The 13,584-nt window shown below is 66.5% G+C and carries 12 protein-coding genes and 1 riboswitch; of the genes, 4 read left to right on the top strand and 8 right to left on the bottom strand.

What is annotated here, in order from left to right:
* Positions 1 to 132 precede the first annotated feature (132 nt).
* On the top strand, positions 133 to 759 hold the full coding sequence (locus tag ABIC17_RS01135) for an outer membrane protein (RefSeq protein WP_354278824.1): 627 nt from the start codon (positions 133 to 135) through the stop codon (positions 757 to 759).
* A gap of 119 nt (positions 760 to 878) precedes the next feature.
* On the opposite strand, the gene ABIC17_RS01130 is transcribed toward ABIC17_RS01135, so the two are convergent.
* The gene (locus ABIC17_RS01130; protein ID WP_354278823.1) at positions 879 to 1,352 is read right to left on the bottom strand and encodes a GFA family protein; all 474 of its coding nucleotides are present in this window, start codon (positions 1,350 to 1,352) and stop codon (positions 879 to 881) included.
* Between the two features lie 94 nt (positions 1,353 to 1,446).
* Between ABIC17_RS01130 and ABIC17_RS01125 the strand changes: the two genes are divergently transcribed.
* The 3 genes from ABIC17_RS01125 to ABIC17_RS01115 all read left to right on the top strand — a co-directional run bounded on the left by ABIC17_RS01125 (position 1,447) and on the right by ABIC17_RS01115 (position 5,680).
* Positions 1,447 to 1,920, top strand: a complete 474-nt coding sequence (locus tag ABIC17_RS01125) for a hypothetical protein (protein ID WP_354278822.1) — start codon at positions 1,447 to 1,449, stop codon at positions 1,918 to 1,920.
* Positions 1,921 to 2,084: 164 nt separating this feature from the next.
* Entirely contained in the window at positions 2,085 to 4,325 is a 2,241-nt protein-coding gene (locus ABIC17_RS01120) for a TonB-dependent receptor (protein WP_354278821.1), read from the top strand.
* Complete coding sequence (locus ABIC17_RS01115) at positions 4,322 to 5,680, top strand: PepSY-associated TM helix domain-containing protein (RefSeq protein WP_354278820.1); 1,359 nt, start codon at positions 4,322 to 4,324, stop codon at positions 5,678 to 5,680. The genes ABIC17_RS01120 and ABIC17_RS01115 overlap by 4 nt, the downstream gene beginning before the upstream one ends.
* Positions 5,681 to 5,740: 60 nt before the next feature.
* On the opposite strand, the gene ABIC17_RS01110 is transcribed toward ABIC17_RS01115, so the two are convergent.
* The 7 genes from ABIC17_RS01110 to ABIC17_RS01080 form a co-directional block, all read right to left on the bottom strand.
* Positions 5,741 to 6,223 carry a hypothetical protein gene (locus ABIC17_RS01110; protein WP_354278819.1) on the bottom strand — a complete coding sequence of 161 codons (483 nt, stop codon included), beginning with the start codon at positions 6,221 to 6,223 and terminating at the stop codon, positions 5,741 to 5,743.
* A 127-nt stretch (positions 6,224 to 6,350) separates the two neighbouring features.
* Entirely contained in the window at positions 6,351 to 7,541 is a 1,191-nt protein-coding gene (locus ABIC17_RS01105; protein WP_354278818.1) for a hypothetical protein, read from the bottom strand.
* Between the two features lie 139 nt (positions 7,542 to 7,680).
* A complete protein-coding gene (locus tag ABIC17_RS01100; protein WP_354278817.1) occupies positions 7,681 to 8,067 on the bottom strand; it encodes a response regulator in 387 nt (128 codons plus the stop codon).
* Positions 8,064 to 9,107, bottom strand: a complete 1,044-nt coding sequence (locus ABIC17_RS01095) for an HWE histidine kinase domain-containing protein (RefSeq protein WP_354278816.1) — start codon at positions 9,105 to 9,107, stop codon at positions 8,064 to 8,066. Before ABIC17_RS01095 ends, ABIC17_RS01100 begins: the two co-directional genes overlap by 4 nt.
* A gap of 294 nt (positions 9,108 to 9,401) precedes the next feature.
* Positions 9,402 to 11,321, bottom strand: coding sequence for a phosphomethylpyrimidine synthase ThiC (thiC, locus tag ABIC17_RS01090; RefSeq protein ID WP_354278815.1), 1,920 nt, complete (start codon positions 11,319 to 11,321; stop codon positions 9,402 to 9,404).
* A gap of 41 nt (positions 11,322 to 11,362) precedes the next feature.
* Positions 11,363 to 11,471: riboswitch (TPP riboswitch) on the bottom strand.
* Positions 11,472 to 11,509: 38 nt separating this feature from the next.
* Positions 11,510 to 12,523 (bottom strand): ferritin-like domain-containing protein, encoded by a 1,014-nt coding sequence (locus ABIC17_RS01085; RefSeq protein ID WP_354278814.1) that lies wholly within the window; start codon positions 12,521 to 12,523, stop codon positions 11,510 to 11,512.
* Positions 12,524 to 12,574: 51 nt separating this feature from the next.
* Positions 12,575 to 13,579: a ferritin-like domain-containing protein gene (locus ABIC17_RS01080; protein ID WP_354278813.1), complete on the bottom strand. Its 1,005-nt coding sequence runs from the start codon at positions 13,577 to 13,579 to the stop codon at positions 12,575 to 12,577.
* Positions 13,580 to 13,584 lie beyond the last annotated feature (5 nt).

Below are 13,584 nucleotides of genomic sequence, written 5' to 3'. Positions count from 1 at the left end.
CTTCGCGCCGTGCTCCGCCCGACACCGCCGCCATGAAGTGTTGCTGCGATGCAACAGGTTCCGGGAAACGCCTCATACCAAAGGATCACTTCGATCCGTCGCGTGTTTGGGCGTCGTCAATGGAGAACACACATGCGTAAAATTTTGATGGTTGCAGCCGCTGTCGCAGCACTCACCACGGGTGCAGCATCGGCTCAGGAAGTCACCACCACCGCCGCCAGCGAAGGCACGAGCAACACCTCGTTCCGCGGTTTCCGCCTCGAGGGTAACCTCGGCGGCGATCGTTTCCAGTCGCAGGGTCGTCATAACGACAAGTTCGGCTACGGTGCCACGATCGGTTTCGACGGCGTGATCGCTGACCGTATCGTCGTCGGTCCGGAAGCAACCTACTGGCGTGCAAACGACTGGACCGAGAATTGCGGCGCATCCAACGGCGGTTCGGTTTGCCACAAGTCGTTCGAGGAATTCGGCGTCGGCGTCCGCGCAGGCTATCTGGTCACGCCGCGTGCGATGGTCTTCGCCAAGGGTGGTTATGTCACCAACGAGCAGCGCAAGCGGTTCGATGCCAACACGCCCACGCAGACCTCGTTCTACGACCATGTCAACACGACCGGCTACCAGGTCGGCGGCGGTGCCGAGTACACGGTCACCGAGGGTCGTCTGCCGGTCTATGTCAACGCGCAGTATGTGTTCTCGCAGTATAACGACAACACCTCGCGTCACCGCATCATGGGCGGCATCGGCGTTCGCTTCAAGTAAGCGCAACTCCTACCGTTCGAGAGAGGCGCGCCCAGCGATGGGCGCGCCTTTTTTCGTTTTCCGGGGTCCGATCAGTGCCGCGAACCCAATCGTTCAGGACGGGCGTTCAGGACGGGCGTTCAGGACGGTCGGATGTCGCTCGCTTCGAATGCCGCGACGATCGGCGATGGGTCGGTGAACTCGGTTTCATAGCTGAACGCCGTCGCAAGCCGTGCCCACGGCAACGCGGATCGCGTAAAGATCTCTGCGATCGGGCGGACCCACGCCGCGTCGTCGAGCGAACTCGGCCGCACGATCACGCTGTCGGGCGAGCCTGTCGTCGTCGTATGTGTCCATCCGGCGCAATCGGGGCAAAGATAGCGCGTCGAGGTCGCCCCCGAATCCGCGGTCTTGTCGATCGTGCGCGGGGCAACGTCGGACAGCAGGCTGAACCCCGCCTTGGGTATCGCCAGGCCCAGCGAAAAGGCGGATGCGGTCATCTGCTGGCAATCGCTGCAGTGGCACGCCATCGTGAACAGCGGTGGCTGGTCGATCCGGTAGCGGATCTTGCCGCAGAAGCAGCCACCATCGAGCGGAAGGGTAAAATCGGTCATCCCCCCCGAAACGCGCCAGTGCCGGATCGGTCGCAAGCGGGGGGTGACGGTTTGTCCAAGTGACAGCGCACGCGCGCGCCGCTACCACGCCGCAATGGCTGCCCTCCGGCCCTTCCTGCAAAGCAACACGGCGCTGGTCTGGGCGGTGATCGTCTGTGCGTTGCTGATGCGCGCGATCGTTCCCGCAGGGTTCATGCCGATGGCGACCGCAAACGGCATCGAACTGGTGTTGTGCTCCGGCATGGCGCAGCCCTCCGATCCCACGACCGCGCCTGCCGCCGCCGGGATGATGCCCGGGATGCAGCATCATGCGATGCCGGATCACGCGATGCCGGATCACGCATTGCCGGGGCGTGGCGATGGCGGGCACCAGATTCCGGCCAAGCCCGAAGCACCCTGCGCCTTCGCCGGGCTGACCGCGCCGAGTCTCGGCGGGGCCGATATCGTCCTGCTGGCGATCGCCTTTGCTTCCGTCGTGGCGGCTGCGCTGTTCCAGCGACCGGACGCGCCGATCCGCCCGCGTCCCTTCCTGCGCCCACCGCTGCGCGGACCACCCGCACACGCCTGACGGTGTCCGCGCGCTCGGTTCGCCGAGTCTTGCCATGACTTGATCCGTGCCGCCGCATCGCGGCGGACCGGACAGTCTCGCGCACGCGACCCTGAAAGACCGATCGCACGCCCGACGGCGTGCCCCCGTGTGAACGGCCAAGGCCGTTATCGAACAGGAATTCCATGATCGACCGCATTCGCCTGCGCGGTGCCGTGTCGGGGCTGGCCGTGCTGGCCAGCACCGCACCCGCCCCTGTCGCAGCCCTCGACGCGCGCCGTACCGACGACATTCTCGTCATAGCGGAGCGCCAGACCCGAACCATCGAAGCCGCCCCCAATAGCCACGCGAGCGTCACCGCCGCCGAGATCGCGACGACGATCAACGCGGTCAACGTGGAGGATACGCTCAAATACCTCCCCAGCCTCGTCGTCCGCAAACGCCATATCGGCGACACGCAGGCCCCGCTTGCGACGCGCACCTCGGGGCTCGGGTCGAGCGCGCGGAGCCTGATCTATGCCGATGGCGCGTTGCTGTCGGCGCTGATCGGGAACAACAACACCTCCGCCAGCCCGCGCTGGGGGATGGTCAGCCCCGAGGAGATCGCGCGGATCGACGTGCTCTACGGTCCGTTCTCGGCGGCCTATGCGGGAAACTCGATCGGCGCGGTCGTCAACATCACGACGCGCCTGCCCGACCGGCTCGAGGGGACGCTGAGCGCGGGCACCAGCCTCCAGACGTTCGACCTGTACGGCGTCAAGGCGACGCTCCCCGCACGGCAGATCGCGGCGACGTTGGGGGACCGGTTCGGACGGCTGTCGCTGTTCGGCAGCGTGACGCATACCGACAGCCGAAGCCAGCCAACGACCTATGTCACCGCAGCCACCAACCCGGCGGGGACGACCGGCGGGGTCGCCGACCGCAACCGCACCGGCGCCGCGATCCGCGTGCTCGGGAGCGGCGGGATCGAGCAGCAGGCGCAGGACAACATCAAGCTCAAGGCGGCGTTCGACGTCTCGCCGGCACTGCGGCTGAGTTATGTCGGCGGGCTGTTCCGCAACGATACCGACTCGTCCGCCGAGACCTACCTCAGCGCGACCGCGAGTGGCGCCCCCGTCTATACCGGCGCGTTCTCGAGTGGCGTCTATCGCTATGACCAGCGCCACTGGTCGCACGCGTTGTCCGCGACCGGAAAGGACGGGCGGTTCGACTGGCAAGTGATCGGGACGCTGTACGACTTCGCCAAGGATACGCAGCGTAGCCCCACCGGGGCGCTGCCCGCAGCGTTTGCCGGGGGGGCGGGGAACATCACGCGGCTGGATGGCACGGGGTGGGAAACGTTCGACGCCAAGGGCGCGTGGCGCTCCGATGCTGCGGCGACGCATACGGTGAGCGCGGGGGTGCATTGGGATCGCTACACCGTGAACAGCAACCGCTATGCCACCACCGACTGGATCGCCGGGCCGCAGGGCGCGCTCAACCAGGCGTCGCGGGGGAAGACACGGACCGCTGCGGTGTGGGCGCAGGATGCGGTGCGGATCGCCGATCCGCTGACGCTGACGGTGGGTGGGCGCTATGAGGACTGGCGTGCGTATGACGGGTTCAATTTCTCAAGCACGCCTGCGCTGTCGGTTGCCCAGCCGGTCCGCACCGCGACGGGCTTCTCGCCCAAGGCGTCGCTCGCTTTTGTCCCGGCGCAGCATTGGACGGTGCGTGCGTCGTTCGGCAAGGCGTATCGCTTCCCGACGGTCGGCGAACTCTACCAGGCGGTGACGACGGCGGCGGTGCTGACCGTGCCCGATCCTACGCTCCGCCCGGAGCGCGCGCTGTCCGAGGAACTTGCGATCGAGCGGCGCGATGCGGGGGGCGAGATCCGGCTGGCGCTGTTCAACGAATCGATCGAGGATGCGTTGATCTCGCAGTCCGCGCCGTTGGTGGCGGGGTCGGCGGTTGCCTATACCTATGTCCAGAACGTCGACCGGACCCGCGCACGCGGGGTCGAGCTGGCGGGGACGCGGTCCGACTTTCCGGTACGCGGCGTCGATCTGTCGGGGAGCGTGACCTATACCGAGGCGACGACACGCGCGAACCGCGCCTTCCCCGCCGCGGTCGGCAAGCTGCTCCCGTCGGTGCCCCGCTGGAAGGCGAGCGCGGTGGCGACGTGGCGACCGACTCCCGGCGTCGCGTTGACCACCGCGGCGCGCTACGCCAGCCGCAATTATGCGACGCTCGACAATAGCGACACGGTCGGGAACACCTACATGGGCTTCTACCGCTACTTCGTGGTCGATGCCCGCGCGCGGTTCGACGTGACGCCACGCTACGCCTTCGCGGTCGGCGTGGATAACCTCAACAACGCGAGATACTTCCTCTTCCACCCCTTCCCGCAGCGCACGATCAGCGCGGAAGTGACGGCACGGCTATGAGCGTCCAGGCATCCGGAACCCGGTGGTACAACAGCGTCTGGCGCTGGCATTTCTATGCCGGGCTGGTGTGCATCCCGTTCGTGCTGTGGCTCGCGCTGACCGGATCGCTCTATCTGTGGCGACCGCAGGTGGAGGCGTGGATCGACCAGCGGTTCGACCATCTCGCGACCGCCGCGCCCGCACAGTCGCCGGACGCGCAGGTCGCTGCCGCCTTGCGCGCGGTGCCGGGGTCGGCGTTGCGCAAGTACGTGCTGCCCGACGCGCCGGGTCACGCGGTGCGCGTCATCGTCGGGCGCGCGGGCGTGGACAGCCGGGTCTATGTCGATCCGGCGACGCTGCGGGTGCTTCAGGTCGTGCGTGAGGATGCGCGGCTGTTCCCGCTGCTGTCGCGGTTGCACGGGACGCTGCTGGCGGGGACCATCGGCAGCTATATCGTCGAGATTGCCGCGTGCTGGGCGGTGACGATGCTGCTGACCGGGCTGTATCTGTGGTGGCCGCGGGGCGCGCGCGGGCTTGGCGGGGTGCTGTATCCGCGGCTCGGGGGCGGCAAGCGGCGGTTCTGGCGCGACCTGCATGCGACGACCGGGGTGTGGGTCTCGGTGTTCGCGCTCGGGCTGATCCTGACCGGACTGCCGTGGGCGAAGGGTTGGGGGAGCTATCTGGTCGAGGTCCGCGCGCTGACGGGGACGAGCAAGGGGCCGGTCGACTGGACGATCGGGGGCAAGCCGCCGATCGCACCGCCCAGCGCGGACCCGCACGCCGGGCACGCCGGAATGGCCGGGATGCCGATGCAGGCGGGTGCCCCTGCCCCGCTGCCGGCGGGCGCGTTGTCGCGGGTCGTGGCGGCGGCGCGGCCGCTCGGGATCGCGGCGCCGGTGCTGGTCGCGCCGCCCAAGACGCCGGGGGGCGCGTGGTCGGTGAGTTCGGACTCGGCGAACCGACCGCAGCGCTCGGACGCGCAAGTCGACGGCGCGACGGGGCGGGTGATCGGGCGGAGCGGCTTTGCGCAGCGGCACTGGATCGACCGGGTGATCGGGTACGGCATCGCGGTCCATGAAGGCGCGCTGTTCGGGCTCGCCAACCAGATCGCGGGGACGCTGGTGGCGGCAATGCTCGCGCTGCTCGCGGGATCGGGCGCGGTGCTGTGGTGGCGCAGGCGACCGGTCGGGCTGCTCGGCGCGCCGCTCCCGCTGACGCGGCCGCGGTTCGGGCCGGTGCTGGTCGCCGCGATCGTGGTGCTGGCGATCTATATGCCGCTGTTCGGGGGGACCTTGCTGTTGGTGCTGGCGGTGGAACGGCTGGTGTTGCGACGGATCGGCGGATCACGGCGCTGGTTGGGGCTGGCGCGCGCGTAACGCGCGAAGATCGTCAAGGTCGCACAGGACGGCCACGCGCGGGCGCTGCCGCAGGGCAGCTCAGGCGCGCCGCAGCCGCAGCCCGCGCCACGCGGCATAGCCGACGAGCAGCACCACCAGCGCTTGCGCCGCGAGGACCGACGGCTCCCCGCCGGTTGGCGCAAGCCCATGTAATATCGGTATTTTCTGGAACGACTGCACCACCAGCACGACCATGTCGAGCCATTGTGCGAGCAGCGCGGGGATGAGATACGCCCACTGCCACCGTCCGGCCAGACGCCGACCGTACAACGCATAGACTGCGACCGCGAGCAGCAGCAGCGAGACGACGCCGAAGACGAACGGTGGCCCGATCGGCTTGGGCGGAAAGAGGAAGCCGGTCACGCTGGTCAGGATCGTGAAGACGAGGAAGACGGTGTTGGCGGTCTTCCACCAGCGTCCGGTCGTCAACGCGCCGAAGAACACCAGTCCCGCGGCGATCGCGACGAGGCTGATCGCGGTGTGGAGCGCGGTGAAGGCTGTTAGCGACAGACCCAACATCATGGTGATTCCCCCCGGAACTGGGCGGAGCATAGCATGGGACGCACCGCCGGGAGAGTCGTTTCGGCAACGGATCGTTTTGGGGGACGAGGTGCCTTTTTGGCTGAAGGTTCCGTAGTTTGCCGCTCCCTCAGCGGGTGGATTTGACGGCCTTGGGGTTGCTCCACGTCACGTTGATGGCGCGTAACCGGTAGCGCCCCGGCGGCAGCATCAGGGCGACGTCTTCCTTGGGTCTGATCGCCACACGATCCATCGGAACCGACGTGGCCGGCTCGTCCAGCGGGCGGGCCTCGATCACCCGCCAGCCGACCGACGGACGCAAGGCGGCGGGTACGCTGACCGGCCGGTCTCCCGCCTTCTCGCGCCATACGGGACGCCCTCGGTCGAAGCGGGCCGGCGGGTGGTCGACGACCAGATCGAACGACCCGGGCGGCTGATCGGCCGGAAGGACAGCGAGACGGTCTGCCTCGCCGCCGCCGCGACAGTCGGTCTGGCTGATCGTCAACGGATCGATGCCCGTCTTTTGCTTGAGGAGCGCCGCCATCCACTTCGAACCGTCGGCGCGTGGAACCTCAAGTACGTGCTGATATCCGACATGGACCAGAAGCTTCGTGCCGGGGTGCTCCTTCAGGAACGCCGCCAGGTTGGCGGCTTGTTCCTCCTCTCGTACGGCGATTCGTTGCGCAAGCGTCGCGCCTGACGGCAACCCGTCGTTGGGATTGGCCTCGTAGGAAACGAGCCGGTAGCCCAACGCCTTGGCGCGTCGGCCCATTCTGCCGAATGCCGCTTCGCCGAGGTAGAAACCATCATCATCGTCGAAATACGGCAGGTCCGGCTGCCGGACAAACGGGGAGCGATACTGTTTCGGCGTGGTTGGCGGATCGTTTTGCAGTGCTTCCAGCGCGAGCGCATCATACCCGAGCGGTCGCAGTCGCGCCGCCAGCATTGTCGTGAATCCACGCCCCTCCGACCGTTCGTGACTTTCGTTGACGATGACGATCGATGTCTGCCGCGCACGTCGCGCGATTTCATCGAGGACATCGGCCGTCGGCATCAGCGCTGCGCAGTGCGTTGCCGCGTAGTTCTTGCTGCTCGACGCGATGAGATCTTCGCGCCCGAACATGCTCAGGGTCTGCGTCGCACGGTTCGAGGCGAGCGGATGATCCGGATCGATTTCTGCAAGGTTGGCTAGCTTCATCGCCAACAGGCCCGACAGGCTTTCAGCAGATCTGGTCTCATATGCGTTATCGAATGCGATGCCTTTGTCGGGACCGTTCGCGGCAGCGCCAGCGGACACCACGAGCGCGGCAGAAGTGGCCAAGGCAAATGCGGGACGGATGACGGCAATACGCCGAACTGTGAGCATTCGGAAAGATACCAGACCCTTCCCCCGCGTTACAGCGCTTCTGTCCGGTCTCCGTCACCAGCGCGACTTCGTTCGGCAGACGCGGGGGACGGTGCTATGCCGCTGACGACATAGGCTGGTCGGCGATCAGTTTTGCCAGCACTGCCTCCAGATCCGCGCGCGCATAGGGCTTCCGGAGCATCGGCCGATCGTACAGGTCCGTGCGATCTCCAAGATCACCATAGCCGGTCGAGAACGCGAACGGGATGCTGCGCCGGATCAGCATATCGGCGACCGGGTAACTCTTTTCTCCGCCCAGGTTGACGTCGAGCATGGCTGCATCGAAGCTTTCTCCAACGAGGATTGCGGCGGCCTCGGCAACGCTGGCTGCGGCGCAGACCGCGGAACAGCCGAGATCCTCCAGCGCCATCTCGATTTGCATCAGGACGAGCATCTCATCCTCGACCACGAGGATCCTGCGACCGGCGAGAAGGCCGGTCATTCTTCCGTCTCTGTCGAAACCGGTATCTCGATCGTGCACGTCACGCCGGCGGGCAGATAGTCGAGCGTCACCGCGCCGCCGAGCTCGTGCGCCAGGCCGCGCTCGATGACCCATGATCCGAACCCCTTGTGCGTCGGCGGCGGCACCGGTGGTCCGTCGCTCTCCCGCCATTGCAGTACGACCCGATCCTTCGCCGCCGACGACATGGTCCAGTCGATCGCGATCTTGCCCGCATCGTTCGAGAAGGCACCGTATTTGACGGCGTTGGTGGCAAGCTCGTGGAGGGCGATCGCTACCGAGAGCGCGGTCTTGGGCGACAGATGCACATTGTCGCCGACGATCGTGAACCGCTCGGTGCGGCCCGTGACGACCTTGAACGGGTGCAGGGTCGTATCGACCAGCTCGTGAAGACCAGCGCCCTCCCAATTGGTGTTGGTCAGCAGGTCGTGCGACCGCGACAGGGCAAGGATGCGCGACTCGATCGCTTCACGGATCGCGGCGGGTTCGGCCGGCCGGCGGAGCGCCTGAGTGACGATCGACTGGACCGTCGACAAGGTGTTCTTGACCCGATGATTGAGCTCGTCGATCAGCATCTTGCACCGAGCGTTGTCTTGGCGGTGGTTCGTTAGATCGACCAGCGACACGAAATGCTGAACGACCGTACCGCCGTCGTCGCAAACCGGGCTGACGAACATCGACGCCCAGAACTCGCTGCCGTCCTTGCGCCTGTAGTGTATCTCCGGCTCGTGATCGCACTCTCCGCGGAATGCCGATTCGACGGTCGTCATCGTTTCCGGGTCGACTCCCACGGCGAGCAAGGACTGAAAGCTTTTGGCGAGCACTTCCTCCAGCGCATAGCCCGTCAGCTTCAGGAAGGCGTCATTTGCGAAGATGACCGGGTGGCCGGGCTCCACATCCGTAAAGACCATCGGCATTCGGGTCTTCTGGGCAGCCACGACGAACGGGCCAAGTTCCCGGCGGAACGTGTCGACTTCTGCCTCACCCTCTTTCTGGGCGGCTGACTTTGCCGTTATATCCACCGCGATTTTCCTTGTTCTGGCGCAGCTTACTCGATTTTCCTCGTTCCTCCTAAGGATAGTTTCAAGGGTGTAACGATGCCGTTATTGGCGCTTCCTTTGTGTCGGTCGCGCTTTTGGAAGGTTTGATTGCCATGAGGCCAAATGGTCTTGTCGCGGGAGCGTCAGAGCCGGACGCTGCCTACCCTTGCGTTGCCGCGCAGAGCAACGGCCTATCGCGCCTGGGACTCCGGGGCTCCTGCTTTCACAGGAGCCCGCAGAAGTCTTGTACAAGGCCGGGGCGACGGACGGGCGCGCTTACTCCGCCGGCAGGTAAATCTCCCCGCCCTTCTCCCGGAAGGTTTCACTCATCGCTGCCATGCCGGCCTCGGCATCGGCATGCGTCGTGCCCTTGGCGAACGCCGCGCGCTCAGCGTCGACCGCCTGCCCCGCGCCCGCCGCGAGAAAGCCGTCCGCCGGGCCGTTCTGCTTCGCCGCGAAGTCGCGCACTTCCTGCGTGATCTTCATCGAGCAGAATTTCGGTCCGCACATCGAGCAGAAATGCGCGGTCTTGGCGCCTTCTGCGGGGAGCGTCTGGTCGTGATACTGCTCGGCGGTGTCCGGATCGAGCGACAGGTTGAACTGGTCGCGCCAGCGGAAGTCGAAGCGCGCACGCGACAAGGCGTCGTCGCGCATCTTGGCCGCCGGGTGGCCCTTCGCGAGATCGGCAGCGTGCGCGGCGAGCTTGTAGGTCACCACGCCGACCTTGACGTCGTCGCGATCCGGCAAGCCGAGATGCTCCTTGGGCGTGACGTAACAAAGCATCGCGGTGCCGTACCAGCCGATCATCGCCGCGCCGATCCCGCTGGTGATATGGTCATAGCCCGGCGCAATATCGGTGGTGAGCGGCCCCAAGGTGTAGAACGGCGCCTCGCCGCACACTTCGAGCTGCTTTTCCATATTCTCCTTGATCTTGTGCATCGGCACATGGCCGGGGCCCTCGATCATCACCTGGACGTCGCTCTTCCACGCGCGGTGGGTGAGTTCGCCCAAGGTGTAGAGCTCGCTGAACTGCGCTTCGTCATTGGCGTCGGCGATCGAGCCGGGGCGGAGACCATCACCGAGCGAATACGCGATGTCATACGCCTGCATGATCTCGGTGATCTCGTCGAAGCGTTCGTAGAGGAAGCTCTCCTTGTGGTGCGCGAGGCACCATTTCGCCATGATCGAGCCGCCGCGCGAGACGATCCCGGTGACGCGCTTCGCGGTCATCGGGATATAGGCGAGCCGCACGCCCGCGTGGATCGTGAAATAATCGACGCCCTGCTCGGCCTGTTCGATCAGCGTGTCGCGGAAGATCTCCCACGTCAGGTCCTCGGCGACGCCGCCGACCTTTTCGAGCGCCTGGTAGATCGGCACGGTGCCGATCGGGACGGGGCTGTTGCGCAGGATCCATTCGCGCGTGTCGTGGATGTTGCGGCCCGTCGACAAGTCCATCACCGTGTCCGCGCCCCAGCGGATCGACCAGACCATCTTGTCGACTTCCGCCGCGACGTTCGATGCGACCGCGGAGTTGCCGATGTTGGCGTTGATCTTGACGAGGAAGTTGCGCCCGATCGCCATCGGCTCGGATTCGGGGTGGTTGACGTTGTTGGGGATGATCGCACGGCCGCGCGCGATTTCGTCGCGGACGAATTCTGGGGTGACGTAATCGGGGATCGACGCGCCGAACGATTCACCGTCGCGGATCAGTTTCTCCTTCGCCGCCGCGCGACCGAGATTCTCGCGGATCGCGACATATTCCATCTCGGGGGTGATGATGCCGCGGCGTGCGTAATGCATCTGGCTGACGTTCGCGCCTGCCTTGGCGCGCAAGGGGCGCTTGATGACGTTGGGGTACTGCGGAACGCCCGCCGAGCGATCGGGGCCGGTGAGGCCATTGTCCTCGGGGCGGATCTCGCGTGCGTCATAGGATTCGACGTCGCCGCGCGCGAGAATCCAGTCGCGGCGGAGCTGCGGGAGCCCCATGTTGATGTCGATCTGCGCGCGGGGGTCGGTGTAGGGGCCGGACGTGTCGTAGACCCGGAGCGGTGGTTCCAACGCGGACGGATCGAGCATGATCTCGCGCATCGCGACGCCCGCGCCGGGGATGTTGGCGCTGGGGACATGGATCTTGCGGCTGCCACGGATTGCTCCAGTGGTGACGCCAATTTCGGTGCGGGCAAGTATGTCGGCCATTGTGTCGCTCCTCAAATCGGACGAGCGACAACGGAACCCGGGCGTGGACACCGCTCCCTCCCTCCGCCCGTGCTAACGGGATCAGGTTCAAACGGGTCGTAGCTTCAGCTACCTCTCAGCTGCTCTGGCGCAGCCCCCCGGGGAATATTGGTATGTGTACGCGCTCGTTCGCGCGTTGAAAAGAGGCCTCAGCTGGCGGCGCTGGTCTTGATCGTGCCGTTGATGCCCGCCGGGAAGAAGCCCCCGCCGACGACCGCGTTGCGGTTGAGATAGACCACGTTGAGCACCTGCCCCGGCGTGCGGCTGAAGGTGATGCCATTGGCGTCGGTCGGCACCAGGTTGGCGGTGGTGCCATCGCCAATCCCCTGATCGAGATCGCTCGACCCGTCGAGGCTGTCGCGCGCGTCGCTGATCGCGTTCGCGCTGGCGCGCAAGGACGGCGTCGCGATCCCCTTGCTGTACAGGACGGTGCGGATCAGTCCGGCGTGATATGCCTCGGTTGCGAGGATGCCGGCGGCGGCGTCGATCAGCAGGCTCTGCGCGATCAGCGGCGCGGCCCCCTTATAGGCGGTGACGCCGACGTCTTCGAAGATGAACGCCGCGAGCAGGAAATTCTCGTCGCTGGCATAGGGGTCGAACGTGCCGGTCGCGCCGACGAGGCCCGCCGCGCGCGCCGCCGCGGTGAACGCGCCGTTCGCGCCGCCGTCGATGTTGATCGCAGGTTGCGCGACGACCGACGTGCCCAGGACCGAGCGCAGGAAGGCGACGTGCGCGACTTCGTCCGCGGCGATCTCACGCGCATATTCGCGCACGATCGGATCGGTGAAGGTGACAGCGCGCCCGCCGGTTACCGACCCTGGTGTACCCGTGCCGGTCAGCAGTGCAGCGGGAAGCCCCGCGCCCGTCACTGCGAAGCTGTAGAATTGCGCCTCGAGATATTCGAGGTTGAGCGCGAAGTTGAACGTGTCCTGGTCTTTCAGCACGTCGGTCGACGCGGGACTGGGGGTCGCGGTCGCGGTTCCGGTCGGCGTGGGGGTCGGGGTGATCGTGCTGTCCTGGTTGGTCGCCCCGCAGGCGGCAAGCAACGCGCCGCCGCCGACCGCGACCGAGGCGGCCCCGGCGCTGCGGAGGAACTGGCGACGGGCGTCGCGGCGGCGATCGCTCGCGTCGATCGCTTGCAGGAGAAGGTCGCTATCGATCACTGGAAACACTCCGGTACGGGCGCGAAAAAGGAAGAAAGCATCGTGCGGGCGTCAGTTGGTGGCGCTGGTGGCGATCGAGCCGTTGACGCCATTGGGGAAGAAGCCCCCCTTCGCGACCGGCAAGGTGCTGAGATACAGGATGTTGAGCACGTTGCCCGTGGCGCGGCCGAACGCGAGGCCATCCTGCGCGGTCGGCACGATGTTGGACGCGGTCAGACCGTTGAGCGCGGGCGCCTGGCTGTTCGCGATCGTCACCGGGGAAATGCCCTGGTCGAAGTCGCTGACCCCGTCGAGCGCGTCGCGCGTGTTCGAGATCGCATCCGCATTGGTGCGCAGGCTCGGGGTCGTCAGACCCTTGGTGTAGAGCACCGTGCGGATGATCGACGCATGATACGCCTCCGCCGCGAGGATGCCGGCGGCTGCCTCGAGATAGACCTTGCTGGTCAGCAGCGACGATGCGCCGCGATAGGCGGTCACGCCGACGTCCTCGAACAGGAACGCCGCCTGGAGGAACGCCTCGTCGCTCGCATAGGGGTCGAAGGCTGCCCCCGCCGCGACGATCTTGGCGGCCTGCGCGGCGACGCTGAACGCGCTGGTCGCGGTCGAGCCGATGTCGATCGCGGGCTGCGCGACCGCTGCGGTGCCGAGCTGTGCGCGGAGGAAGGTGACGTGCGCAATCTCGTCCTGCGCGATCTCACGCGCATATTGCGCGACGACCGGATCGGTGAAGGTGACTTGCCGCCCGCCGCTGACCGCGCCCTGCGTGGTCGTGCTCGCGCTGCCCGGGGTGAGCAGCGCGTTGGGGAGGCCGGTGCCGAAGGCGGCGAAGGAATAGAATTGCGCCTCGAGATATTCGAGGTTGAGCGCGAAGTTGAGGATCGCGGCGTCGTTGTTGCTCGCCTGCGCAAACGCGTTGCTGCCGACCGCCACTGCGGTCGCGCCGACGGCGGCGATCGCACCCGCGCCCAGCGCGGTGCGGAAGAACTCGCGGCGTTCGCTGCGGCGTTCTGCTCGCGAATCAAGCCGTTCGATCAGCTGTTGGTCGGTATCGGTCATCGCAG

Source organism: Sphingomonas sp. PvP056 (genome assembly GCF_040549155.1).
GTDB lineage: Bacteria > Pseudomonadota > Alphaproteobacteria > Sphingomonadales > Sphingomonadaceae > Sphingomonas.
Note: the sequence above shows the minus strand (reverse complement) of the source record. Positions and strands in the feature narration are given on the sequence as shown.

Coding starts and splice junctions, on each gene's coding strand:
- thiC (WP_354278815.1), bottom strand. CDS start 11,321: ATGGCCGACATACTTGCCCGCACCGAAATTGGCGTCACCACTGGAGCA.
- ABIC17_RS01135 (WP_354278824.1), top strand. CDS start 133: ATGCGTAAAATTTTGATGGTTGCAGCCGCTGTCGCAGCACTCACCACG.
- ABIC17_RS01080 (WP_354278813.1), bottom strand. CDS start 13,579: ATGACCGATACCGACCAACAGCTGATCGAACGGCTTGATTCGCGAGCA.
- ABIC17_RS01125 (WP_354278822.1), top strand. CDS start 1,447: ATGGCTGCCCTCCGGCCCTTCCTGCAAAGCAACACGGCGCTGGTCTGG.
- ABIC17_RS01120 (WP_354278821.1), top strand. CDS start 2,085: ATGATCGACCGCATTCGCCTGCGCGGTGCCGTGTCGGGGCTGGCCGTG.
- ABIC17_RS01110 (WP_354278819.1), bottom strand. CDS start 6,223: ATGATGTTGGGTCTGTCGCTAACAGCCTTCACCGCGCTCCACACCGCG.
- ABIC17_RS01130 (WP_354278823.1), bottom strand. CDS start 1,352: ATGACCGATTTTACCCTTCCGCTCGATGGTGGCTGCTTCTGCGGCAAG.
- ABIC17_RS01115 (WP_354278820.1), top strand. CDS start 4,322: ATGAGCGTCCAGGCATCCGGAACCCGGTGGTACAACAGCGTCTGGCGC.
- ABIC17_RS01100 (WP_354278817.1), bottom strand. CDS start 8,067: ATGACCGGCCTTCTCGCCGGTCGCAGGATCCTCGTGGTCGAGGATGAG.